This window comes from Desulfobulbus alkaliphilus (assembly GCF_016918545.1).
GTDB lineage: Bacteria > Desulfobacterota > Desulfobulbia > Desulfobulbales > Desulfobulbaceae > Desulfobulbus > Desulfobulbus alkaliphilus.
Genome location: NZ_JAFFQC010000016.1, coordinates 1 through 22,912 on the forward strand (window position 1 = coordinate 1; position 22,912 = coordinate 22,912).

The window sequence follows — 22,912 nt, forward strand, 5'->3', positions numbered from 1 at the left end:
CAGCCCCTGGTTGGTAGCTGGACGCGGGAGCTTCCCTCATGCAATCCCCACGCAGAGCGTAGGCACGAGAGGCAACCCCTTAGTGGTCAGCCTGATCTGGTTCGATTTGTATCTGAAGTGGGGGTCAGAAGTGGGGGTCATGTGGGGGTCACCCATTAAAAGGCCTCTTGTCAATGAATAAACTCCCCCATTCAAGAAAAAACACAATTTTTTCTTGCAAGGGTTGATGGTAGAATTTACTTGGTCTGTGTTTTCAGTACCTTGCCGCGCCCGGTATTTCGTTTGTGCGTGTCGACGAATGATCCGCCGCACCAGTCACCCATCAGGATCAAGGCTATAGAAACGGAATGTGGAGGTAGTTCTTCCTCTCTCCGCTCTAGCCCTTACCGCCGGAAGGCGGTCCAGAAAATCAGCGGTTCCATGCCGTGTCCAAAATATAACTGCTTACAAATCAGATGGTTTTGAACCAACCCTACGATGGCTCACGACATGGGCGGTAAAGAAACCAAAAATCACCGGACGGGACGGCTGCCAATCAAATCTGGTGGTTTTGCCAACCCCACTGCTGGTTCACCGCCCCGGCCAATTGTCATGCAAAAAGTCTTCGATGGTCAAATTCGACGTTATCCCTCATGATGTAATATGCCGCTCGCGCCAGCTTATGGGCCAGAGCGCTGTGAGCTATCATCCGGTTTGTTCTGCCTGCCTTGCGGTTGTAAAATGCCCTGGCTACCTCGTCGTGACGGCGAGCAAACTCTGCCGCCTCGGAAAACGCCCAGGCTAAATATTTATTGCCGTTTTTGCTGTTTCCTTTTCCTTTTATCTTATCGTTGCTTTGCCATGTGGTTGGCACCTTACGGCAGTATGAGGAGAAATTGCCGACCTTGGCAAATCGTTCTATGGCGCCTGTCTCCAGCATAATCGTCAGAGAGAGAATTTTGCCAAGCCCGGGAATGGTCTGCAAGCCGAGAAACGGTTTGCGGAGCTTGACTCTACTGACAACCGTGTTCTCTATTTTGACAATCTGCCTGGATAAAAAGTCAATACTCTCCTTGCTCACTTCACCACTCAACTCCAGGTCTTCCTGGCCTGCCAACAGTGGGCCAATATGATTTTCTTTCACCCGCTTGATCTTGCTGCCGCTCAACTTGCATCCACAGTTTCTGCTGATTATGCCCTGTAAGCTGTTGATCAATGATGTTCTCAATTGGACCAAATGTCCGCGTTTCCTCAGGAGATCGCGCGTCGGTCGATCCGCTTTCGGATAGATGTATCCCTCCGGTAAAATCCCCAACCGGAGAAGATGAGCCAGCCAGAAAGCGTCGTGTTTGTCGCTGCTGTATTTCAATCCCTTGTATTTCTGAATTGCCGCCGGATTCGCCAGATAGGTCGTGTAGCCATTGTCCATCAATACATCGACCAACCAGTACCAGATGTATGTTGACTCTATGGTAACACCAACTATTTTTTCACGAAACGGCTCTAACTCGGCCAGTACGACATCGCCCTGATTTGGCAGTCGTTTTTGATAAACCCGTTTATCCTGGATATCAGAAATTGCCAAAAAATTGTTGTTTGAATGCAAGTCGATTCCAGCGTATAGTTTCATATGGCACCTCCTGGTGAAAGTTTGGTCGCTTTCTTTTCAGTATAACAGAGGAGTTCTCCACCGATCTACTGAAGGAGGTGCCTTTTATATGATTATCAAGTCTTGAAACATCATTTTTCATCTTTATCATCCAATCAGCCCAATAATTGATCTTTGATCTTCTTTTCCCGCAACATCAGGTGATGAAATCCGAGAGTATTTTTCGACAGATGCCTGATCTTTGCCAAAGGGCCTGATGCTTGTCAATGGACACTTGCAAGCAAATAGTGTTGCCCCTCACATCCATGGCCGCTCATCGATACAATCGTCTCCATGGATGAGGGGCGATGAGCATGTCGAAACAACGGCCTGTTTGTTCCCACGATGCGCTTTTCTACACTCTTTCAAACTGATGGCCTGAAGCTGCGCTTTGGTATTTTTTCTCAAGTCGTAGTTGTCAACGATGTTGCAGACCTGGTTCTTGAGCGCGTTGAAGGTCGTCATGACATTCAATAATCATCAGGTAACCGGTGGCCAACGCAATGAACTTCAGGACCGCCGTTGTTTCTAGAGTTTGTCCTCTCAAACTGGGCTCTTTCACGATCTCTCGAACAACAAGACCATGGAGCCCCAAGTGACCCGCAACGCCGGACAGCGCGGTAAGCGATATCGCATAAGCGAGTGAGCCGCACAGGTCAGGCCCTAAATATCTGGCAACAAAAATCGTGGCAACGAACACAAGCCCCAAGGCGAAAATTCGTTCACCGATTATCCAGAAACTGTTGTGCAGGTAGTTTTTTGCTCGACGATAGAAAGCAAACATCAGTGGAAAGGCGATCATAACTAATTGGAAATTTAAAGGTTTAATTTTGAAAGGGCGGGCCTGCGCAAGCTTTGAGTTCTTTGGACTACAAAACAACATCGCCTTCCTTCCTTGACCAACCATGCGGTTGTCCGACTTGCTGTTTGCCGAGCAGGCTTTGGAGATCCCAGTAGCGTGTTTCGTCCACGCCAGATTGTTCTCCACAGATACATACACCAATGGGTCCAAAATCTGCAGCATCACAGAAGGCTGGCTGTTTAGACAAATAGAGCCAGGCATCTCGCATATCTTGAGACCATGCTATATCATCGAAAATTATGATGCTACCAGGTCGTGTCTTGGGTGCAATTCTCTCCCAATAGTGTATTGTCGCTACTTTCTCATGATGCCCATCTATGAACGCCAGGTCAATCAATTCTATTTGCGGGAGAATGTCATCAAGGGCATCGTCAAATAGCGCATTATGGACAATCGCCTTACGATCTAGCTTTTCCAGCGTGTCTTGCGCCAGCCTACTCAATGCCGCTGAACCCTCGATTGTATGCAGCACCTCGCAATGCTCGGATGCTGAGAGATAAGCTGCTGAAATGCCAGCACAGCTGCCAAGCTCAAGGATAGTTTGTGCTTTGGACTCTCTAGCTAGAAGATAAAGAACGCTGCCCCAAATTTTATTCTTGCCAGTCAGAGCTACACGCTCCATACTGAAATTCAACCTGGTGCCTGGCTCCGGCCTTATTTCCGGGTGCGTCATTTGTCCACTAGAGCCAGGCTTGGGTGAGTACAGGATTTCTACCAGCTGGTTACCAGCTTTCTTTATATCCTCTCGGACTTCTTCAATTTCATGAATCACTGCGGCTGTCCCGCCGTCATCATTTAACAAATATGAAAGCGCCGCTGCTATTGGAATTGGTAGGCCTTGCTCTTTCAATAATGAAAACCGCTTGGCTTTAACTGGTGCCGTTAGGGTATTCGCAATCTTTACCAGTAAGTGTTTCACTAACAGCCTCCATCTACATGGATTTTGAATAGCCACTTTTAGTGGCACATATATAAAAGGTGTTGAAAAGTAACTCAATCAACCAGGCTTGCAGCTCCTCATGAGCTGCACAACCAGCTTTTTTTTTGCGTCCACCTGCTTTTTGGCACTACTTGACGCCGTGACTCATCCAAAGACGAAGGGGTCAAGTCTGCCTTTGGCTCTTTTTTGGAGTTTGCTACTGGCTTTGAACCTCCCCTCGCATAATGTGACTCTACGTCCATAAGTCGGAGTAACGTATAGTTCATTGCCTGCTTATCTGGTCGGTGGTGAGGTACAAGCTCCGACACATCCCCTGTGTTTAATTGCCGCGGATGGACTTGAGCCAGGCGTGAATTTCCTCAAGGCTGGTTGCATCGAGAATCTTTTCGCTCAACTCGTCCTGCTGTTCCGGGGTGAGTTCCTGGAGCAGGGGAAGGAGATGGTCCGTTCCCTCGGGAAATCTTTTGGCGAGCAGGCGAAGCAGCACCCGGCTGGCTCCTTTCTGCAGGCCTAACATTTCGCCCTTCTGCAAACCGATTAGCTCGCCTTCCTGTCTCAATTTTTCATAGGTGGTCATGATAACATCCTCTACATCGTGTTTGATGGTCTGGCTGACCATCTGACCCAGTTGTTCTTGAGGCATATCGCTTATCTGCAGGACATACCGGAAAACGATTTCAAGGTATTGGGCAAATCCTGGAGCCAGCGCAAGTTCGTTCAGGGTTGTAAACGCGCTTCTCAGTTTTTCCAGTCCTTCTTTCGTTTGGGAAAGGCTCTGGGCGCGGAGTAGATCGCTGATGACCCGCACCATGGCATTGCCAGCCAGTTCCTCCATGCCATGGGCAGAGAGATCAAAGAGTTTGCAATGGAATGTCGGTGTGTACGGGAGAAAGCACTGGTGAGGCATATCCACCAGGGCATCAAAGGTCACCGGCCCCTGCCACCCTTTAGCACCATGAAACACCACCAAGGGAATGATTGCCGGTAACCGTTGACTTGCGGGTTTCTCCCGTTGAAAGCGTTTCCATACCCGCACCATGTAGTTGAGCAGGCGGAGCTTCATCCACACATCCGGGCTGCTCTGGTGTTCAATGAGAAGATACACATATCCCGGCCGATTGGCAATCGTGACCGAGAAGAGCAGATCCGCTTCGGATTGCGTGAATTGCGCATCGATAAAGGATGCCTGCACCACGGTGAGGGTCTTCAGATCCAAGTGGCTGACCAGTTCCGCGGGCAGGTTGGCGGCGAGGAAACTGGCGGCATTTTCCGGTTCACCGAGGATCTGTTTGATCAATTTGTCGTGGGGATTGGCTATGTCTTGTGGCATGGAGTGGTTTGTTGTTGGTTTATGGCAGGGGTGTGTCCGCTACCGCGTGGGCAGGCAAAAAGACGCCTGCCCACCCTTCAATCTCAATTTTTCATAGGTAGTCATGATAAAATCCTCCACATCGTGTTTGATGGTCTGGTTGACCATCTGGCCCAGTTGTTCCTGGGGAATATCGCTTATCTGTAGGTCGTACCGGATAACGATTTCAAGGTATTGGGCCGGTAGGGTGGGCAAACGGTTGTATCGTTTGCCCACGCGGATCCTTGTCGAAGGGGGTCAGGTCTGCTTTTGGCTTTTTTTTATGAAGTTTGCTGCTGGCTTTGAACCACCCCTCGCATAATGCGCCTCTACGTTCATAAATCCGATGAACGTACAGTTCATTCTCTGGTTGGCGGTGAGCAGCGAATTCCAACATATCACCTGTGGTCAATTGCCGCGGATCGATTTGAGCCAGGCGTGGATTTCCTCAAGGCTGGTTGCATCGAGAATCTTTTCGCTCAACTCGTCCTGCTGTTCCGGGGTGAGTTCCTGGAGCAGGGGGAGGAGATGGTTTGCCCCCTCGGGAAATCTTTTGGCGAGCAGGCGAAGCAGCACCCGGCCGGCGCCTTCCATCCTGCCTTCCATCCTGCCTTTCTGCAAACCGATTAGCTCGCCTTCCTGTCTCAATTTTTCATAGGTGGTCATGATAACATCCTCCACATCGTGTTTGATGGTCTGGCTGACCATCTGACCCAGTTGTTCTTGAGGCATATCGCTTATCTGCAGGACATACCGGAAAACAATTTCAAGGTATTGGGCAAATCCTGGAGCCAGCGCAAGTTCGTTCAGAGTTGTAAACGCGCTTCTCAGTTTTTCCAGTCCTTCTTTCGTCTGGGAAAGGCTCTGGGCGCGGAGTAGATCGCTGATGACCCGTACCATGGCATTGCCGGCCAGTTCTTCCATGCCATGAAAAAATTAGGGACACTTCCCCTATTTTACGAACTTCAAGAGAGTGGCCAATATTTCCCATGAAAATAGGGGAAGTGTCCCTAATTTTTTGGAATGTCGGTGTGTACGGGAGAAAGCACTGGTGAGGTATATCCACCAGGGCATCAAAGGTCACCGGCCCCTGCCACCCTTTAGCACCATGAAACACCACCAGGGGAATGATTGCCGGTAAATGTAGCTGCTGAAATTGGTGAATTTCGGGGGGCAGTATAGCGAAACAAAGTCCGTGGATCGGCGGTGAGGTACGAACCCCGACACATCCCCGTGTTCAATTGCCGCGGATCGATTTGAGCCAGGCGTGAATTTCTTCAAGGCTGGTTGCATCGAGGATCTTTTCGCTCAGCTCATCCTGCTGTTCCGGGGTGAGTTCCTGGAGCAGGGGGAGGAGGTGATCCGTACCTTCTGAGAATCTTTTGGCGATTTGGCGGAGCAGCACCCGGCTGGCGCCTTTCTGCAGTCCTAACATTTCGCCTTCCATCCTGCCTTTTATCCTGCCTTTCTGCAAACCGATTAACTCGCCTTCCTGTCTCAATTTTTCATAGGTGGTCATGATAACATCCTCCACATCGTGTTTGATGGTCTGGCTGACCATCCGTCCCAGTTGTTCTTGAGGCATATCGCTTATCTGCAGGACATACCGGAAAACGATTTCAAGGTATTGGGCAAATCCTGGAGCCTGCGCAAGTTCGTTCAGGGTTGTAAACGCGCTTCTCAGTTTTTCCAGTCCTTCTTTCGTCTGGGAAAGGCTCTGGGCGCGGAGTAGATCGCTGATGACCCGTACCATGGCATTGCCGGCCAGTTCTTCCATGCCATGAAAAAAATTAGGGACACTTCCCCTATTTTACGAACTTCAAGAGAGTGGCCAATATTTCCCATGAAAATAGGGGAAGTGTCCCTAATTTTTTGGAATGTCGGGGTGTACGGGAGAAAACACTGGTGAGGCATATCCACCAGGGCATCAAAGGTCACCGGCCCCTGCCAGCCTTTAGCTCCATGAAACACCAGCAGGGGAATGATTGCCGGTAACCGTTGACTTGCGGGTTTCTCCCGTTGAAAGCGTTTCCATACCCGCACCATGTAGCTGAGCAGGCGGAGCTTCATCCACACATCCGGGCTGCTCTGGTGTTCAATGAGAAGATACACATATCCCGGCCGATTGGCAATCGTGACCGAGAAGAGTAGATCCGCTTCGGATTGCGTGAATTGTGCATCGATAAAGGATGCCTGCACCACGGTGAGGGTCTTCAGATCCAGGTGGCTGACCAGTTCCGCGGGCAGGTTGGCGGCGAGGAAACTGGCGGCGTTTTCCGGCTCACCGAGGATCTGTTTGATCAATTTGTCGTGGGGATTGGCTATGTCTTGTGGCATGGAATGGTTTTTTGGTGGTTTATGGCAGGGGTGTGTCCGCTACCGTGTGGGCAGGCAAAAAGACGCCTGCCCACCCTACAACCTCAATTTTTCATAGTTGGTCATGATAAAATTCTCCACATCGTGTTTGATGGTCTGGTTGACCATCTGGCCCAGTTGTTCCTGGAGAATATCGCTTATCTGCAGGTCGTACCGGATAACGATTTCAAGGTATTGGGCCGGTGAGAGTGAAAGGGGGGTCAAGTCTGCCCTTGGCTCTTTTTATGGAGTTTGCTTCTGGCTTTGAACCTCCCCTCGCATAATGTGCCTCTACGTCCATAAGTCCGATTAACGTACAGTTCATTGTATGCTTATCTGGTTGGCGGTGAGCAACGAACCCCAACACATCCCCTGTGTTCAATTGCCGCGGATGGACTTGAGCCAGGCGTGAATTTCCTCAAGGCTGGTTGCATCGAGGATCATTTCGCTCAGCTCATCCTGCTGTTCCGGGGTAAGCTCCTGGAGCAGGGGGAGGAGATGGTTTGCCCCCTCGGGAAATCTTTTGGCGAGCTGGCGGAGCAGCACCCGGCCGGCGCCTTCCATCCTGCCTTCCACCCTGCCTTCCATCCTGCCTTTCTGCAAACCGATTAGCTCGCCTTCCTGTCTCAATTTTTCATAGGTGGTCATGATAACATCCTCCACATCGTGTTTGATGGTCTGGCTGACCATCTGACCCAGTTGTTCTTGAGGCATATCGCTTATCTGCAGGACATACCGGAAAACGATTTCAAGGTATTGGGCAAATCCTGGAGCCTGCGCAAGTTCGTTCAGGGTTGTAAACGCGCTTCTCAGTTTTTCCAGTCCTTCTTTCGTTTGGGAAAGGCTCTGGGCGCGGAGTAGATCGCTGATGACCCGCACCATGGCATTGCCGGCCAGTTCCTCCATGCCATGGGCAGAAAAAAATTAGGGACACTTCCCCTATTTTACGAACTTCAAGAGAGTGGCCAATATTTCCCATGAAAATAGGGGAAGTGTCCCTAATTTTTGAAGAGTTTGCATTGGAATGTCTGTGTGTACGGGAGAAAGCACTGGTGAGGTATATCCACCAGGGCATCAAAGGTCACCGGCCCCTGCCACCCTTTAGCACCATGAAACACCACCAGGGGAATGATTGCCGGTAACCGTTGCCTTGCGGGTTTCTCCCGTTGAAAGCGTTTCCATACCCGCACCATGTAGCTGAGCAGGCGGAGCTTCATCCACACATCCGGGCTGCTCTGGTGTTTAATGAGAAGATACACATATCCCGGCCGATTGGCAATCGTGACCGAGAAGAGCAGATCCGCTTCGGATTGCGTGAATTGCGCATCGATAAAGGATGCCTGCACCACGGTGAGGGTCTTCAGATCCAGGTGGGTGACCAGTTCCGCGGGCAGGTTGGCGGCGAGGAAACTGGCGGCGTTTTCCGGTTCACCGAAGATCTGCTTGATCAATTTGTCGTGGGGATTGGCTATGTCTTGTGGCATGGGGTGGTTTGATTATGATTCTTGGAAATTTTAACTCATATTTTTCAAAGAAACCCTAATTCAGAGAATTAGAGTGCCTGGAATTTCAAAAAATCAATAATTTCAATTGATAAACTGGGAAAGACCGGACGTCGAACCTCTTCCGTGCGGCGGGCATGGCGGCGAAGGGTCTGCATCAGGGGCAGGTAGACAACCAGGCCCTGATTCTGGTAATTGAGGCGAGCCAATTGCTCCTGGTTTGGTTTGGTGCGGACGACGTACCAGAGCGGGGTGGTGTCAGCTTCGTCAGGTCGTGGCCAAGGCGGGATCTCGTCACGGTTTGTCATTGTCGACGAGAATCTGTCTCCCCTGTTCATTGGTATTTCATTCGATGGTGTAATCGGGCACATATTCAGGGGCAATCCGGTGCAGGGTTTCCTTGATGCCCCGGCTGTCCAGGTCTTTGGCTTTTGGGTTGAGGATGTCCAGGTATCGAGTGAGTTCCGTGCAGGAGACAATGAAAGCTGACGCACGGATGAATGCTCACGGATCCAGGTTATTGGTCAAAAACATAGTTGAGGCTTTGAATAAGAAATTGTTCACCATCCTCGATGAGGAGAAAACGGATATCCCCCTGGCCCTCTATCTTGGTGCCGTTGAGATAGGTAAGGTTAATGGTAAAGCGGCCGTGCAGATCGATGGTCGAGTTGTGTTGCTCCCAATAGCGCGGGTCGACATGGAAGTGCAAGGTTCTGGTTTGGGCAAACAGTTGAGTATAGACCGGGATAATCTCTTGCAGGGGCTTGCCGTTTTCCGTGGCGTCAGGGCTGAAAAAAGAGCGGAAGCTGGTCAGATTTTTCTGCTGATAGGCAGTGGAGTACTGGCGGAGAAAGGTATCGATCTGTTGCTGGGTGCGCCGTTTCTGTGCTGCCATGAAGACGTTCGAATCAGGTGCGGCGGCCGGATCCGGAGGATCCGCGGCTATGGTATATGGCAGAGGTTCGGTTGGCACTGCCGGCAGTTCCGGAGGCGGTTGGGAAAGGGTTGCGGACGGTTGTTCGGATGCCGCAAGAGAGGCCGTAACCGCTGGACTGGTGGTTTGTTTCCCTGGCTCGGTTTTCTGGTTTTTGGCGGTGTGAACCGCGGTTGCGGGTGGGGATGCAGTTGTCGCCCGGTGCTGTGTGGTTGATCCATCAGGGGCTGTCGCGCCTGGTTGTCGGGAATCGGCCTCGGCGAAGTGTTGATCGCGGCTGGTTGTGCCGGCAACCCGGGTCTTGGTGGTTTCTGCTGGTATTATCTTCTGCTTTGGCAGGGACAGTGTCGTGGTCGGCTGCTGTTTCTGGTCATTTTGTTGGGGATCCTGGGAGGTTACCACATTGGTTTGTGCGGCCGGTGGCGGGATCTGCCGCTCAGGAGCGGGCAGTGCGAGGTCCGGGGGAGGTTGCGAAGGCTGGACCGTCGACAGGGCAACAGCAGATTGCTGATCACTATTCTGAGCCATTGGTGCTGATTGGCTGGAGCGGGCAGGGTGGTGTTCGGGGGGATCAGCACCTGGTTGCGGCCTGGTGGTCTGGATGGCAGGCACTCTTGTATATTCCCGCGGTTCGGTGCTCAGCTGTTGGCGGTGGTTGTTCGGCGGGGCCTGCTCTTTGGGGGGCGGTACAAAGGCCGTGTTTTTATTCTGCAGGCCGGACATCATCATTTTGGTATTATAGGCCCGGGCAACCATCAGGCTGGTAACAACGAGCACCATGGCCAGCAGGCCGAACAAGAGAATATTGCCTTGTTTCTGCTTGTTCTTGGCGGTCTTTCCCGTACGTCGCCAGTGCCGGGGCCTGGTTGCGGGCGGTTGGGGCAGCTCCGTGGTGTGCTCCGCGCTATGCATCAGGGCCTGATAGGCATTGGTGATGGAGATGAAGGTGTCCGTGTCCCGCCCAGAGGCATCACCGGTGGCATCCGGATGGTAGCGGCGGCAGAGCTGGCGATAGCGCTGTTTGATCGTTTCCCGGTCCGCGCCGGGTTGCAGACCCAATACGGCGTGATGCCCGGTCTCCGAAGGCCGGGCAGGGGTGAACAGAACCACGGCTTCGTTGATTTCACTGAAGAATTCCCGGGTGTCGATGTGTGCGGCTCGACAACCGCTGGTCAGCCATTGCGGGATGTTCCGGGCATCACCTCCGGTCTGTTCGATCAATTGCCGGCAGGCATCGAGCACATCTTTGTGTTCGGCGATAAGAATGAACAGTTCTTCGGTGGGGATCCCCTCGGCACGGCGTTTGATCAACCACGCGATCTGATCCCTGTCACGATCGGTGATCATGGCTGCCCGGAAGTATCGACGGCGGTGAGACGCAGATCAGCCAACCGGAGTTCGCCACCGAGACGGTTGTCGATGTGGTGGCTGGGGGTACGGCGCAACCTGACCACCATGGCCTCACAGTCGTGGGGGACATGGAAACGAAGGGTAAAAGGCTGCCAGGCCTGGTCCGCTGCAATCATATCCGTACGTGTCCGGGGTGCCTGGCATTTGTGGCCGGTCACCTCGAACAACGGTCGTTCATTGGTGGTCAGAGCGGTGCTTTGCCACTGCCCCTGCAACAGATAGTCCTGGCCGCCGCGGAGGGGGACCAGTTGCCAGACGTGGTGGAAGGCAATATTTTCCTGACCATTGAAACGAAGGTGTAAGGCGGGAAAGGAGTGGTTCATATTGGGTGGTGCCAGCTGCCAGACAAAGGCCGCATGGCGGCGGATCCGCCAACCAAAGGCCGCTTGCAAAGGGGGGGTGGCAAAATCACCGTTATGCAACAGGGGCGTGCCGCCAATGGTGTGCCGCCAGATCTCCGCAGCCAGGCGGATCTGGTCCTCGGCGATGAGCAGGTTGAGGAAACGAAGCACATCGCCTTGCCGCTGATCGTTCTCCAGCGTCTCGAACCGGGGCCACAGGGCAATGGCATCATCGAGTGCCCGGGTTCGTACCGCATGGCGAAACAAGTGGCCAACAACCGCTGGCCCCAGGGTGTCGGCGCGCTCGATGGGGTCCGGCCAGACCGTACCGGCCATACGCAGAGCATCGGCTTGGGTTTTTCCGGGAACTTCAGCGATAATGTAGGCCAGGTCCGTTGCCAGCAGGTCCAGGCGGCGGAATTGATACGCCACCAGGACCTTGTCCCAGCTCCATCGTTTGACGTTGTCCGTATACCCGCTGACCAGCTCGAGGATGGCGTGGGCGGCAGGGTTGTTGCCGGTATCGTTGCGCAGCTCCGCCAACCCCAGCCATGCGGGGATGAAGACCGGGTTGGCGATCAGGGCCTGACGATATAAGGTTTCCGCGGCGCCCAGATCGCCGTTGAACAGGTGCGCCTGCTTGGCATGCCAGGTGAGCATGCGGGGATTGCCGCGATAGGCGGTCAGCGGATCATGCACCGGGTGACTGCTGTACTCGTGCTGGGCCGTCAGGGCCAGCCGTAACTGCAGCACGGCCAGGCCGGTGAGCAGGGCAAAAACCAGCAGCCGTGCCCCCTTATGCCGGGACAACGGAACCATGGGATTGGTCACCCTTGTCTGTCCTGGCCGTATTGGTAATTATAGGCGTAATATTTATACCCGCCATAGCTCCCGTACCCTTTTTTCCGGCCGCATTTGTTGACAATGGCGCCCAGGAGCCGACCGCCGACATTGGCAATCGAATTGCGGAAATGCTTGACCCCTTCGCGGGGGGTGTCTTCCTCGGTGGTGATCAGAATGACACCGTCCACCATATTGGCCAGGACCAGAATTTCAGCGAAACCCTGGTATGGAGGACCGTCAAGGATAACCCGGTTGTATCGGGTGCTCGCCAATTCAAGCAGCTGGCGCATCCGCTTGGAGGACAGCAGTTCCGCCGGATTCGGCGGCAGCGGGCCGCTGCTGATGCAATCCAGCCCGGGGAACCGGGTTGGTTCGACCACATCGCCGAGGGAGGCCTGGCCGGTGAGCAGGCTGGACAACCCTTTACCCCGGTCACCATCCTGGAAAATTTTGTGCAGGCTTGGTTTGCGCAGATCCACATCGATGATCAGACATTTTTCATCTTCAGCCAGATAGGACAAGGCAGCGTTCACCGAGAGTGAACTCTTGCCGGCCCCGGGAAGAATACTGGTGATCAGGATGGTTTTGGGCGGATTGTCGGCCACGGAGAGTCGCACCGAGGTCATGGTGGTGCGGAAGGCCTCGGCAATCGGCGAGCGAGGGTCTTCGTAAAACTTGAAGGCCATGGTTTTGCGATCATCCACCACCTGCTTGTCAAAGGGGATGAGACCCAGCACCGGGATGTGGAAACGATCGGCCAGTTCATCGGGGTTTTTGATGGTATTGTCGAAAAACTCAAAGACAAAGGCCATGCCCATGCCGGCCATCAGCCCCAGCGCTATGCCAAGGAGCAGATTCATGGCCACCCGGGGTTTGAACGGGTACAATGGTGCCCGGGCAGAGTCGATGATCTGGATGTTGGCGAGTGTGGTACCCACCGTGGCCTCGATCTCTTTGGAGCGCTGCAACAGGCTCTGATAGATGGATTTGTTGGTTTCCACCTCACGTTCGTAGATTTTGTACTGGGTGGCCAGCTCTTCCAGATCCAGGGCTTTTTGTTTTTGTTCCTCGAGACGTTCAGTCAGGACCTGTTCTGTGCGCAAGGCGGTATCGTAATCGTTTTTAATGGATTGAAATATATTTATTTTTTCGAGAACAATGCGATGTTCGATGTCATCCATGCGGGCCTTGAGCTGCCGCATTTTCGGATAATCTTCCTTGAAAGTGATGGCCAGATTCTCATACTCCGCGTTCAAGGTGGCGTGTTGGTTTTTCAGGTTCTGGATCAGAGTGTTTTCCATGAACTGGGCCAGTTCACCACTGCCCAGGCCCTGGTTCTGGACATAGCGGGCTTCTTTGGCGATTCTGTCGGCCCGGGCCTTGGCAAGGGCCTCGTTGAGTGCCTCCATCTGCCGGAAGGTCGGGTTGGTTTTCGGGTCCAGGGAAACCACGCCGATCTGCCGGCCAAAAGCCTGGAGGGCAATCTCGGATTTTTCCAGGTTGATCTGGGCGTTATGGATCTGCTGTTCAAGAAAACGGCCGGCATCCTGGGAGGCCCGGATGCTGCCGTCCATGTGCATGTTGACGAACTCGTCCATGGCCGCATTGATGATGGCCGCGGAAAGCTCTGGATCCGGGCTGGTAAAGCTGAGTTCGATCAGTTCACTGTTCCTGATCGGGGTGACGCTGAATCTGCTTTTAAACGTCTGCAGCATCCTGTTTTCGAGGACCTGCTGCTTGACTTCCTCGGAGAGCAGGTCAATGGAATCCGCTGTTTCATTGGGCCGGATGAAACTTTTGAGGCTGTCGAACAAGGGGCTGGCCTGGGCTTCGCCGGGTTTTGCCGCTAAAGCTGGATTGAAGACTTGATTGTTGGCAAGCGCCAGCTGGTCGATCACTCTTTGGGCCAGCTGTTCGCTCTGCAGCATGCGGACCTGGGTCTGCTGAAATTCCATGGTCCTGAGGGCCCCACTTTCCAACCCCTCGAATTTGGTCGGATTCGCCGACTGCGCGGAAACCTTGAGCGAACTGGTGGCCTTGAATTGCGGCGTGACGCTGAAAGTATACAGGGCGGCGGAAAAGAAGGAGACCAGCAGCACGGTGACCACGGTCCATTTTCTGCGGATGAGGACATCGAGCAGATCGCGGAGATCGATTTCATCGTCATACTCGGGGACGACTTCCCGTACGTCAACGCTGGGAAGATGCTGTTGGCTGTTGTCCCGCCGTATCAGCTGCCTGTTCATGTCTGGGTGTTGGTTGTTTTTCATGGTGTACTGATCAAGGGTTGTGGAGAAAAATTACGATGCGGCGAGCAATCGCCTCGGATTGTTGATGCAGAGGTTGGTCAGGGTCTCAACCCCAAGAAGATTTTCCAGGGCATCCCAGTCCGCGGGGGTTGGCGGACATCTGTGTTTGGTTGCGTGCGCATCCGACGCCAGGTAGTGGACCCCCCCCGCCCGCAGGAGCTGCCAGGCCGTCTGTTGGCAGCGCTCGTCGAACTTGTCGAGAAAGCTGTCCATGTTCACCTGAATTTCCAGGCCCCGCTCTACCAGTTGCAGGAGCGGACGCGGATCTCTTTGAAAAGCATCGATACGTTCGGCATGGGCGATGATGATCTTTTTTCCCGCCTGCAGCAGGGTTCTGGCGCTGTGCAGGAGGTGCTCCTGTGAACCTTGGAACGAGGGTTCAATAAGATAATAGGTGGTACCGGCCAGAGAGAGCAAGAGATTTTTGCTGATATACTCGGTAACTTTTGGATGATAGGCGATTTCCATCCCCGTATGGATTTGGAGATCAATCTGTTCCCGGGCCAGGTGTCTGTTCAGTTCGTTCACGGTCTCCCGGACCTTGTGGGCCTGGGCTGCCCAGGCGGTGCCATTGATGTAATGGGGGGTGGCAATAATGGTCCGGATGCCGGCGCCCGCATAGCAGCGGGCCATGGCAGTGCTTTCCGCCAGATTTTTGGGGCCGTCATCGAGGCCTGGCAGGATGTGACTGTGGATGTCGATGAACTGGGAAAGATCCGCCATAACAATTCAGAAAAAGAAACAGGGTGTTTATCGTGGTTTGTTGACGGCCGCGGTTTTGTACGCCGGTACGTTGGACAGCAGCGCGGCCATGGTCACGGCGAAAAAGAGATTTGCGGGCAGCCTCCAGTTGAAGTCCACCAGGCTGTGTGCCAGGAAACCGAGCAATGCGCAGAAAGCAGCGCTGCCAATGAGGACTGAAGCCGGGGGGGGCTGCCTTTGTGTAGAGGACCAGTGGAGGAGTTTCTCGCCATTTTTGGTCATGATCCAGGCGAGCCAGCCAAACAGCAGCATGACCGCCGGCAAGCCCAATTCCAGCGTCAATTCGAGGAATTCGTTATGGGCATGGTCAAAATGGATGTTGGCAGCAAACCCTTTCAGGTAGACCGGGGAGAGCAGGGTATACGAACCCAGGCCGATACCCGTGGCCCAATGGTCATAGAGCATTTGCAGGCTGGCCAGATACAGGGTGAGACGGGTGTTCCCAGAGGCATCCAGGGTGTTGAATCGATGGATGACCGTGTCCATGCCGAGCATCAGTCCATAGCCGGTCAGGAAGAGGGCGATGAGGGACAGAGTGATGCGTTTGAGTGTTTTGTTGATGGGCAGGAACAGGTTCAACAGAAAAAAAATGAACAGCATGGTGAGGATGCCGCCTCTGGACAGGGAAAAGAGGATGGCCAGCAGCATGAGACCGGTGGCAAACAGGAGCAAGGGGGCCTCCTTGCCGGTTTCACCCAGCCGGCGCAGCCAGCGGCGCGGTGCACCACGTCGCCGCGAAGTCCGGGAAGATCGAGATGATTCAGCCGGCTGGTACGGGTCTGTCAAACCGCGCAGATGGACCAGAGCCATGGCCAGGGTCACCGGCCAGCACAGGTTGAGCAGCGCCGCGTACTGGTTTTTGTAAATGATGGTCCCGTGAGCGGCCCGGCCGCCGGTAAGGGGCAACCACAGCAGGCCCAGCCGGGGCTGGAGAAACTGAAAGAGACCATACACCGCTTCGATACTGCCCACCATGGCGATGACCAGTACCAGGGTCCGCAGGAAGGTTTTATCGGAGAGCAGCAGGGACCGGGCGGTGAGAAAATAGATCAGCAGCGCCAAAAACAGGGTGGTGTGGCGGAGGCTGCTCCATCCCTGATCGCTGAGGGCAAAGTAGTGTTGGCCACCCTGGGCCAGCAGGTTGACCATTTCCACACGCTCGGCGCGGGCCGGAGAGAGCATTTCGACCCAGGCAAACGGCACAGGAAAGGCCTGGAAAACGGTGTACCCGAGCAGGAGCAGAAGCGGCATTGCCCAGCGGGATCGGATCGCGGCAAAGAATTGTTCCGATTGCGCATAGAGCAACCAGCCCCCCAATACGATGCAGACAAGGGCAACATAGCCCCCTTGCACAATCGGGTGCACAGCCCCAAACAGCAAGGGGATTGTGGCCAAAATGCCCAGGAAGGTCCAGGCGGGGAGCCGGGTGAAGAGTGTTGATCCGATCACGAGTTGTGCAGGTAAGATTGCCGTGCCGGCGGAAAAATCACTTCGGGTCTCTGAAATTGATGCCTGTGCCCATGAACCCCAGGGAGAAGCCGGTGCCGGAGACAAAGGTTCCGGAAGAACTGGATTCGGCAAAAATGATATCCTGGTCCTTGAGGACGATGCCGTCGCCCACCCCCCCCTGGAGGTCGGTATAACTGAGTTTAAGGATCTCGCGCTGTCGACCTGGCCCCATGTAGCGAATCAGTTTGATGCTGTCGGCATCGGCATAGGAGGCCAGGCCACCAGCCAGGGCAATGCCCTCGGTGACCGTCATTTGCGACCTGATGGAATAAATGCCCGGTTTGCGGACAGCGCCATCGATGAAAGCCTGACCGGATTCCGGCACAAAAATGACATCACCGCCCTGAATGGCCATGTTCTGGGCCATGTTACCCCGTTTGATCAATTCATCCAGATCCACCTGATAATTCACCGGTTGCCCGGAGATGGGATCCTGGCGGTTGACATAGGCGATGGAGCCGGCTTTGTCGTTGAGACCGTTGGCAATGGCAATGACATCGAGCAATCTCCGTTTCGCTATGTAATCGTAGGTGCCGGGCCGTGACAAGGCCCCTACCAGAGTGATCTGTTTACTGACATGTTCCTTGATATACACGGTCACGTTAGGATTGTGCAAGTATCGCTCGCGGTAGAGGTTTTCAATCAACTCTTCCGCTTCGGCGGCACTCAGGTTGGCGACTTCCACATTGTTGAGCAGGGGCAGGCTGACAAAGCCCCGGGAGGAAACCCGAACTTCGGCGTTGAGTTCCGGCACCTGAAAAACCGATACCGCTATCAGATCACCGGCACCAAGAATGTAATCACCAGGGCTGTCATCGTGCAAAATTGCGGCCGTCACCGGCAGGGCCTCGCGCTGGTTGTTTTCCCTTTCCACCTCAAGGTGTAGACGCTGAAAGGTTTCCACATCCGTTGTCGCCTGGAATTGCTCTTTGGCGCAGCCGGTTAAAGTGGCCAGCAAAACGAGAACGAGAAATAGAGAGAACAGAGGGCTGATGCCGCGGCGGGGTGCTTGAAGTGTCATGATGCGCAGAAAGAGGCGTTGCTGGGATGGTGAATAAACTGAGAAGGGTTGCCCCACCTTGGCGGGGCAACCCTTCTTAACACATTCGGCTTATCAGGTGTTCGGGCTGGCCGAGGGAGTTGCTGTCCGCCTGGGCGAGGGCGTCGTACGCGTCGGTGCAGGAGGAGCAGGTGTCGGGTCGGTAACCGTGGGAGTAAAGCCACTGCCACCGCTGCTATCGGCCGCAACTATGGCGGTAGTGATCAGACCGGCGCCCAAGGCTCCAAACAGGACAGTGCGCTCTTTTTTCTTATCGCTGGTAAGGACTGGATCACCAGGGACTTCACTGACAGCCAGGATAATCTTATGATGAGCGTCTACGGTTTTCATGCCTTCGGCTGTGGCGAACACCAGGCGACCTTCTTCAACACCTATTTCCGTGCTCCCATCTTGGTTCACGAGAGCATAACCGCGGACAACCGGGTTGGAGTCGGCATTGAAAATGACCTCAGCCGTGGTGTAGGTCCCTTGAGGGGTATGGAAGGCAATCTGGCGGGTATTGTTGGTAATGGTGTAGTTGACCTGTCCTTCGCGGAGATACAGATTGAAAGCCTGATCCTCGTTGCGGATCGCGAGTTTGGCCTGGTCGGCGGCGACAAGGGAGATACCCTCGGACCTGATCATGCATTTTCCATCGCAGACCAGCAGAGCACCGTCCTCGACCGGGTTTTGTCCGGATAGTTTATCGGCAAGTTGACCACCCTTGTAGACATCAATGTTGCCGTGGCCGATACTGCCGGCGGCAAAGGTTATTCCCGTGGCGGTGACAGCCATGGATAACGCCAGCGCCATTGCAAACACTCCCTTTTTCATGCTTCCTCCTTTTTGGGCGAAATTGATTTGGACAGAATGATATCTTAGTAAATTTTTTTATAACATTTTTTTTTGAAAAAAAAACTAAAAATTCAACCAAATATTCAGAGGGTATGTTGATTGTTGTTACAGCGTGCGGACATTTTCCCGCAATTGTCGACGCTGTTCCTGAAAACAGCAGGAAATGAGCTGGTCTCGTGCTTTTGCCGATATATTTTCGAAATGAAAAGCGACCTGGTAGCGGTTTTTCCGCACTCTGTACGTCCTGACCACGTTGGCCAGGCAAATGATGGGCTGCTCTTCCTCCGGCACGGTGATGTTGAGCTGGATATGCTTGTTGCTGGGAGGTTTTTCAGGGAAGAGGGCCAGGACACCGCTGCCGCTCAGATCAATGGTGGTGCCGCTTATTTTCCAGCTTCGATTATTGATCTCCCTGGGACCGGCAAGGTATTGTGCCTCAATGGTTGTGTTGATGCCGACTCTGAAAAAATCGCGTAGCGTTTCCGGTGCAATCGGTTCTCGAGCGGTGAACAGCAGGCGCCGGTCGCCGTTGGCCCCATCGAGACGGGCGATGAGGTTCACGTGCCGCCCGTTGTGTTCCACAGCCAGGGGACAGTTGGCTCCTAGTTGCAAATCATCGAGTTGCCAGGCGTTGGGGGAAAAGATCAATTCCAGGCCGGGGGCTTCTTTCTTGACCAACAGCGCGTCGCAGCGAAAGACTTCATCCCGCTTTCCCGGGATGTCGACCACCGTGGGGGCGCCGTTGTCGAGTTTGCTGAGAATATCATCAATTCTGGCCACAGTGGACATTCCTTTTCTGGTTGTAAAGAGTTCTCTTGTCCATATCGCGGTGGAACCCGCCGCGATATGGAAGTTTCCCAGGTGCTCTGAATGGGCGCTACACCCTGACGTTTTGCACCCGCACCCGTAAACGCAGGTATCTTCGCTGCAATTCAAAGCAGCAGGCCATGATTTTGTCTTGGCTTTCCGAGTCGATCAGGTCAAAGTGCAAGGCGACATGGTACATCTGGTCGTTAATTTTCCGGCAGCGCACCACATGACCGAGGGCACGGATCACTTCCACTTCACCGGTGGGAAGCGTCAATTCGATGCGCACCTGTTTCCCAGCCTCCAGAGGCTCGGGAAAACTGCACAACAGACCGCTGCCACTGAGATCGATGGTGTCGCCGAGCAGCCGCCAATCCTCTCCGTTTTTGGCCATTTCCGGGGGGATGAGCGAGGATGCAGCCACCCGGGTTGTGGCATCAACCCGGAAAAAGTTGCGGGTTTGGTCATACGCCACCGTGTCCAGCGCCACCAGTTCCAGTGTTTGTGGATCCTTGATGGCACTGATACCTGCGGACAGGGCAATGCTCTGCTGTGCCGCATCCACGGTGAGCATACAGGTTCGGCTGGTATCGACCTGATCGATGGCCAGGATTCCACAGGGAAAGATCAGGTGGAATTTGGGCGGCTCTGTCTTTTCATACACACAGTTCAACCGTTCTTTTTCCGCAACTCCGATCAAAGGCACGGTCACCCGGGCCACGGTTCCATCCTTGATATTGGCAAGAAAACTGTTCAGTGATGGCAAGGTCTTCCTTCTCCCTGGAACCTGAATCCGTGACGGATGGGCTCTTATTTTGGATATATCTTGCTGTACTCACATTATAATCGCAGCAGAATCCTTGCAGATAACCTTCACCAGCCGCCCTTCGGAGCGTCAGTCCGCACGCCATCTTCATTGCCCTAACCTTCCGATAAAGTCTACTTTAATCGAACGGTCACGAACAACAAAGCTGACGCACGGACGAACGCTCACGGATCCAGTTGGAAATAATCGATCTTTTTTTTTCAGATTGCCACAACCTGGATGAGAAAGGAAGAATTTTTTCGACAACACCCCTGTAGCGCGCAAAAAAATGACACCGATGCCAGGTATCGGACCAGCCTTGATGTACCGGCCGGGAATGTTCAGTTGGAGGAAGATATGCGACCGCCGCTTTGTCGGGGCATATTCTGGTAGGTTTTCAGCAGGGCGTTGCCTGTCGACAGTTTGCGCATATCGTCACGCTTAACCGCCATAATGGCGTGAACTCGAGGTAGTAACCGTTGATTGCGGTTTATGATCGTCTGCATGAGGCGAACAAGTGCATTGATTTGCTCGTACTCATCATCCGTCTCAGGCTGCCGGGATCGGACCAGGTCGAGCATTTCCGTGTCCTGGTGCTTGACGGCCTCCTGCAATATGTTCATGCGCTCGAGGAGAGGGGCCAGCAGGTCGAAGTTTTCCGCCTGCAGGGCCTGTTCAATCTCCCGGCTCAATCGGTCGATTTCCTGGTACCCGGCAAGGGTCTGGTCAAGAAGCATTGCCCGCCCTCACATAGCCGCCACCAGCGGTCGGTAGGCATTGGTGCCGGATGAGGTCGTATCGGTTCCGGCGGTCCCGCTTTTTTTCTCCTTGTTGATCTCAATGGCCTGGGCCCAGGTAGCTCGCAGGTCGCTCAGCATTGTCTTCACTTCATGCAAGGGCTCGGTCTTGTTTTTCAGATTGGCCTCCATCATCCTGCCCAGCATGTAGCTATAGAGAGCGTCCAGGTCTTCCGCCAGTTTGGCGTCCTGATTGTGATCGAGAGTGGCGGCAAATTCCGAGACAATAGCCGAGGTTTTATTGATATAATAAGCCCGTTTGTCGATCTGACCGTTATCGATGGCCTGGATGGCCAGGGAGATGAAACGGACGGCACCGTCATAGAGCATCAGCATCAGTTGTTCCGGCGAGGCCGCATTGACGGAGTTGGCCACATATTGATTGGTGTATCCATTCATTATCGTCTCCTGTAGTTCATCATGTTACTCAGCGAATCCATCTGCTGGGTCAGGTAGGAGGATTGGGCATTGAGGCCGCTGACCAGCATCTCCATGGCACTGAACTGGGATTCAAGGGTTTTTTGCCGTTGCTCCAGTCGTGATTCCATGGAGGTTATCCTGGTATCGATGCGTTTGAGGTTATTGTCGACACTTTCTTTCTTGCCGCTGAGCATGCCGGTGCCGGAGTTGGTCATGGCGAAGAGGTAATCCTTGAACTGTGTTGCCGCGCCAACTGCACCCTCTTCTCCAGCCAATAGACTGACCACACTGTCCAGGTTGTTGTCGATGGCCGCGGACAGGGTCTGATCGTTGACCACCAGGGTACCGTCTCTCTGCGTCTCGAATCCGAGTTGGGACATGGTGGAAAAGACGCCGGAGTTAGGGGTAGTCTGGGTAAGCATGTTTTGCAGCCGGCGCTTGATTGTGTTCATGCTGGCATCACCGCCGAGGATACCGCCGCCTTTCTGGTCAATCACCGACTGGCTGCTGATAAAACTCATGACTTCATTGTACCCTTTGGCAAAGGCCTCGATGGTTGCTTTGATACTGCCTTTGTCCAGGCCGATGTTCAAGGTGGTGGTTTCCCCTTCCCGCACCTTGAGAAGATCCACGGTGACGCCGGGTATGGCTTCGGTCAGCGTGTTCGAGTCGCTATAGATGTCAATGGTGTCGACGCGGATATGGGCTCGAGAAGCAGCCTGGATCGGAGGGTTGATGATGGTTCCGGTGCCATCGTCAAGGTTGAAGGAGCCGAGGCTGGTGGTGCCGCCGGTCAGGCCGCTGTCATCCAGGGAAAAGGTACTGGCAACATCAGCACCGGTGAGGATCAGTCGCAAAGGTGCCTCGGTCCCGTCGTTGATGATAGCGGCGGTCACCCCGAGGTCGGCAGTGTTGATGGCTGCCATGATATCCTGCAGGGAGTTAGTGGCTTCCTCAAGCTCGATGGTATGAATGTTTTCGCCTACGGTCAGGGTGAGGGAGCCGGTGCCGAACCGAGCATCTTCCGCAAATCCGCTTGAAACTGATTTCTGGACCTGGGCCAGGGCAACAACTTCCACCTGATAGTTGGCACCAGTATGGGCCTCCCGTGACACCGAAGCGGTGAGTGTTTCGGTGGAGCTCTGATTGACTGAACGTTGCAGCAAGGTATCCCGATAATTGAGATCCTTGATCCCATCGGCAAAAGATTTCAGTTTGGAATCGAGTTCGGTAAAGGCCGACAAACGGTTGCTGAGCCAGGTTTTATCCGCTTCCAGCCGGGCAATGGGCATACGTTCAACATTCATCAACTGTTCGATGATACTGCCCGTTTCCAGTCCTGTGGCTAAGCCGCTGAATTGAATAGTCATGGTTGGTGCCTTCGCATGTTCAGGATGGGGTCATTCTGCCTGGGTGTGGCTGCCGGTTCTTGCCAGGCGTTTTCCTT

The 22,912-nt window shown here is 53.9% G+C and carries 24 protein-coding genes; all 24 read right to left on the reverse strand.

Annotation, left to right across the window (positions count from 1 at the left end; all coding sequences use genetic code 11):
• Positions 1 to 589 precede the first annotated feature (589 nt).
• The gene (locus JWG43_RS09850; protein ID WP_205242750.1) at positions 590 to 1,609 is read right to left on the reverse strand and encodes an IS110 family RNA-guided transposase; all 1,020 of its coding nucleotides are present in this window, start codon (positions 1,607 to 1,609) and stop codon (positions 590 to 592) included.
• Between the two features lie 436 nt (positions 1,610 to 2,045).
• Positions 2,046 to 2,510 (reverse strand): MATE family efflux transporter, encoded by a 465-nt coding sequence (locus JWG43_RS09855; protein WP_205242751.1) that lies wholly within the window; start codon positions 2,508 to 2,510, stop codon positions 2,046 to 2,048.
• Entirely contained in the window at positions 2,497 to 3,408 is a 912-nt protein-coding gene (locus JWG43_RS09860; protein WP_205242752.1) for a class I SAM-dependent methyltransferase, read from the reverse strand. Before JWG43_RS09860 ends, JWG43_RS09855 begins: the two co-directional genes overlap by 14 nt.
• A 340-nt stretch (positions 3,409 to 3,748) precedes the next feature.
• Positions 3,749 to 4,759: an Rpn family recombination-promoting nuclease/putative transposase gene (locus JWG43_RS09865; protein WP_205242753.1), complete on the reverse strand. Its 1,011-nt coding sequence runs from the start codon at positions 4,757 to 4,759 to the stop codon at positions 3,749 to 3,751.
• Positions 4,760 to 4,798: 39 nt separating this feature from the next.
• Positions 4,799 to 5,014: a hypothetical protein gene (locus JWG43_RS09870; RefSeq protein ID WP_205242754.1), complete on the reverse strand. Its 216-nt coding sequence runs from the start codon at positions 5,012 to 5,014 to the stop codon at positions 4,799 to 4,801.
• A 171-nt stretch (positions 5,015 to 5,185) separates the two neighbouring features.
• Positions 5,186 to 5,701 (reverse strand): DUF4351 domain-containing protein, encoded by a 516-nt coding sequence (locus JWG43_RS09875; RefSeq protein WP_205242755.1) that lies wholly within the window; start codon positions 5,699 to 5,701, stop codon positions 5,186 to 5,188.
• 313 nt (positions 5,702 to 6,014) lie between these two features.
• Positions 6,015 to 6,554 carry a DUF4351 domain-containing protein gene (locus JWG43_RS19605; protein ID WP_240193511.1) on the reverse strand — a complete coding sequence of 180 codons (540 nt, stop codon included), beginning with the start codon at positions 6,552 to 6,554 and terminating at the stop codon, positions 6,015 to 6,017.
• Complete coding sequence (locus JWG43_RS09885; RefSeq protein WP_205242757.1) at positions 6,458 to 7,114, reverse strand: Rpn family recombination-promoting nuclease/putative transposase; 657 nt, start codon at positions 7,112 to 7,114, stop codon at positions 6,458 to 6,460. Before JWG43_RS09885 ends, JWG43_RS19605 begins: the two co-directional genes overlap by 97 nt.
• A 75-nt stretch (positions 7,115 to 7,189) precedes the next feature.
• Complete coding sequence (locus JWG43_RS09890; RefSeq protein ID WP_205242758.1) at positions 7,190 to 7,357, reverse strand: hypothetical protein; 168 nt, start codon at positions 7,355 to 7,357, stop codon at positions 7,190 to 7,192.
• 153 nt (positions 7,358 to 7,510) lie between these two features.
• The gene (locus JWG43_RS09895) at positions 7,511 to 8,038 is read right to left on the reverse strand and encodes a DUF4351 domain-containing protein (protein ID WP_205242759.1); all 528 of its coding nucleotides are present in this window, start codon (positions 8,036 to 8,038) and stop codon (positions 7,511 to 7,513) included.
• A gap of 92 nt (positions 8,039 to 8,130) precedes the next feature.
• Positions 8,131 to 8,616, reverse strand: a complete 486-nt coding sequence (locus JWG43_RS09900) for an Rpn family recombination-promoting nuclease/putative transposase (RefSeq protein ID WP_205242760.1) — start codon at positions 8,614 to 8,616, stop codon at positions 8,131 to 8,133.
• Positions 8,617 to 8,684: 68 nt separating this feature from the next.
• The gene (locus JWG43_RS09905) at positions 8,685 to 8,942 is read right to left on the reverse strand and encodes a transcription termination/antitermination NusG family protein (RefSeq protein ID WP_205242761.1); all 258 of its coding nucleotides are present in this window, start codon (positions 8,940 to 8,942) and stop codon (positions 8,685 to 8,687) included.
• 209 nt (positions 8,943 to 9,151) lie between these two features.
• Positions 9,152 to 10,915: a J domain-containing protein gene (locus JWG43_RS09910; protein ID WP_205242762.1), complete on the reverse strand. Its 1,764-nt coding sequence runs from the start codon at positions 10,913 to 10,915 to the stop codon at positions 9,152 to 9,154.
• Positions 10,912 to 12,150, reverse strand: coding sequence for a tetratricopeptide repeat protein (locus tag JWG43_RS09915; protein ID WP_205242763.1), 1,239 nt, complete (start codon positions 12,148 to 12,150; stop codon positions 10,912 to 10,914). The genes JWG43_RS09910 and JWG43_RS09915 overlap by 4 nt, the downstream gene beginning before the upstream one ends.
• Positions 12,147 to 14,432, reverse strand: a complete 2,286-nt coding sequence (locus JWG43_RS09920) for a GumC family protein (protein ID WP_205242764.1) — start codon at positions 14,430 to 14,432, stop codon at positions 12,147 to 12,149. The genes JWG43_RS09915 and JWG43_RS09920 overlap by 4 nt, the downstream gene beginning before the upstream one ends.
• A gap of 30 nt (positions 14,433 to 14,462) precedes the next feature.
• Positions 14,463 to 15,194 (reverse strand): tyrosine-protein phosphatase, encoded by a 732-nt coding sequence (locus JWG43_RS09925; protein ID WP_205242765.1) that lies wholly within the window; start codon positions 15,192 to 15,194, stop codon positions 14,463 to 14,465.
• 27 nt (positions 15,195 to 15,221) lie between these two features.
• Positions 15,222 to 16,682 carry an O-antigen ligase family protein gene (locus JWG43_RS20050; protein WP_205242766.1) on the reverse strand — a complete coding sequence of 487 codons (1,461 nt, stop codon included), beginning with the start codon at positions 16,680 to 16,682 and terminating at the stop codon, positions 15,222 to 15,224.
• A 37-nt stretch (positions 16,683 to 16,719) separates the two neighbouring features.
• On the reverse strand, positions 16,720 to 17,763 hold the full coding sequence (locus tag JWG43_RS09935; protein WP_205242767.1) for a polysaccharide biosynthesis/export family protein: 1,044 nt from the start codon (positions 17,761 to 17,763) through the stop codon (positions 16,720 to 16,722).
• Between the two features lie 93 nt (positions 17,764 to 17,856).
• On the reverse strand, positions 17,857 to 18,615 hold the full coding sequence (locus tag JWG43_RS09940) for a hypothetical protein (RefSeq protein ID WP_205242768.1): 759 nt from the start codon (positions 18,613 to 18,615) through the stop codon (positions 17,857 to 17,859).
• 126 nt (positions 18,616 to 18,741) lie between these two features.
• Positions 18,742 to 19,416 carry a PilZ domain-containing protein gene (locus JWG43_RS09945; protein WP_205242769.1) on the reverse strand — a complete coding sequence of 225 codons (675 nt, stop codon included), beginning with the start codon at positions 19,414 to 19,416 and terminating at the stop codon, positions 18,742 to 18,744.
• A 97-nt stretch (positions 19,417 to 19,513) separates the two neighbouring features.
• Positions 19,514 to 20,209: a PilZ domain-containing protein gene (locus tag JWG43_RS09950; protein ID WP_205242770.1), complete on the reverse strand. Its 696-nt coding sequence runs from the start codon at positions 20,207 to 20,209 to the stop codon at positions 19,514 to 19,516.
• Positions 20,210 to 20,589: 380 nt separating this feature from the next.
• Positions 20,590 to 20,985, reverse strand: coding sequence for a hypothetical protein (locus JWG43_RS09955; RefSeq protein WP_205242771.1), 396 nt, complete (start codon positions 20,983 to 20,985; stop codon positions 20,590 to 20,592).
• A gap of 9 nt (positions 20,986 to 20,994) precedes the next feature.
• Entirely contained in the window at positions 20,995 to 21,444 is a 450-nt protein-coding gene (gene fliS / locus JWG43_RS09960) for a flagellar export chaperone FliS (RefSeq protein ID WP_205242772.1), read from the reverse strand.
• A complete protein-coding gene (gene fliD / locus JWG43_RS09965) occupies positions 21,444 to 22,835 on the reverse strand; it encodes a flagellar filament capping protein FliD (protein ID WP_205242773.1) in 1,392 nt (463 codons plus the stop codon). The genes fliS and fliD overlap by 1 nt, the downstream gene beginning before the upstream one ends.
• Positions 22,836 to 22,912 lie beyond the last annotated feature (77 nt).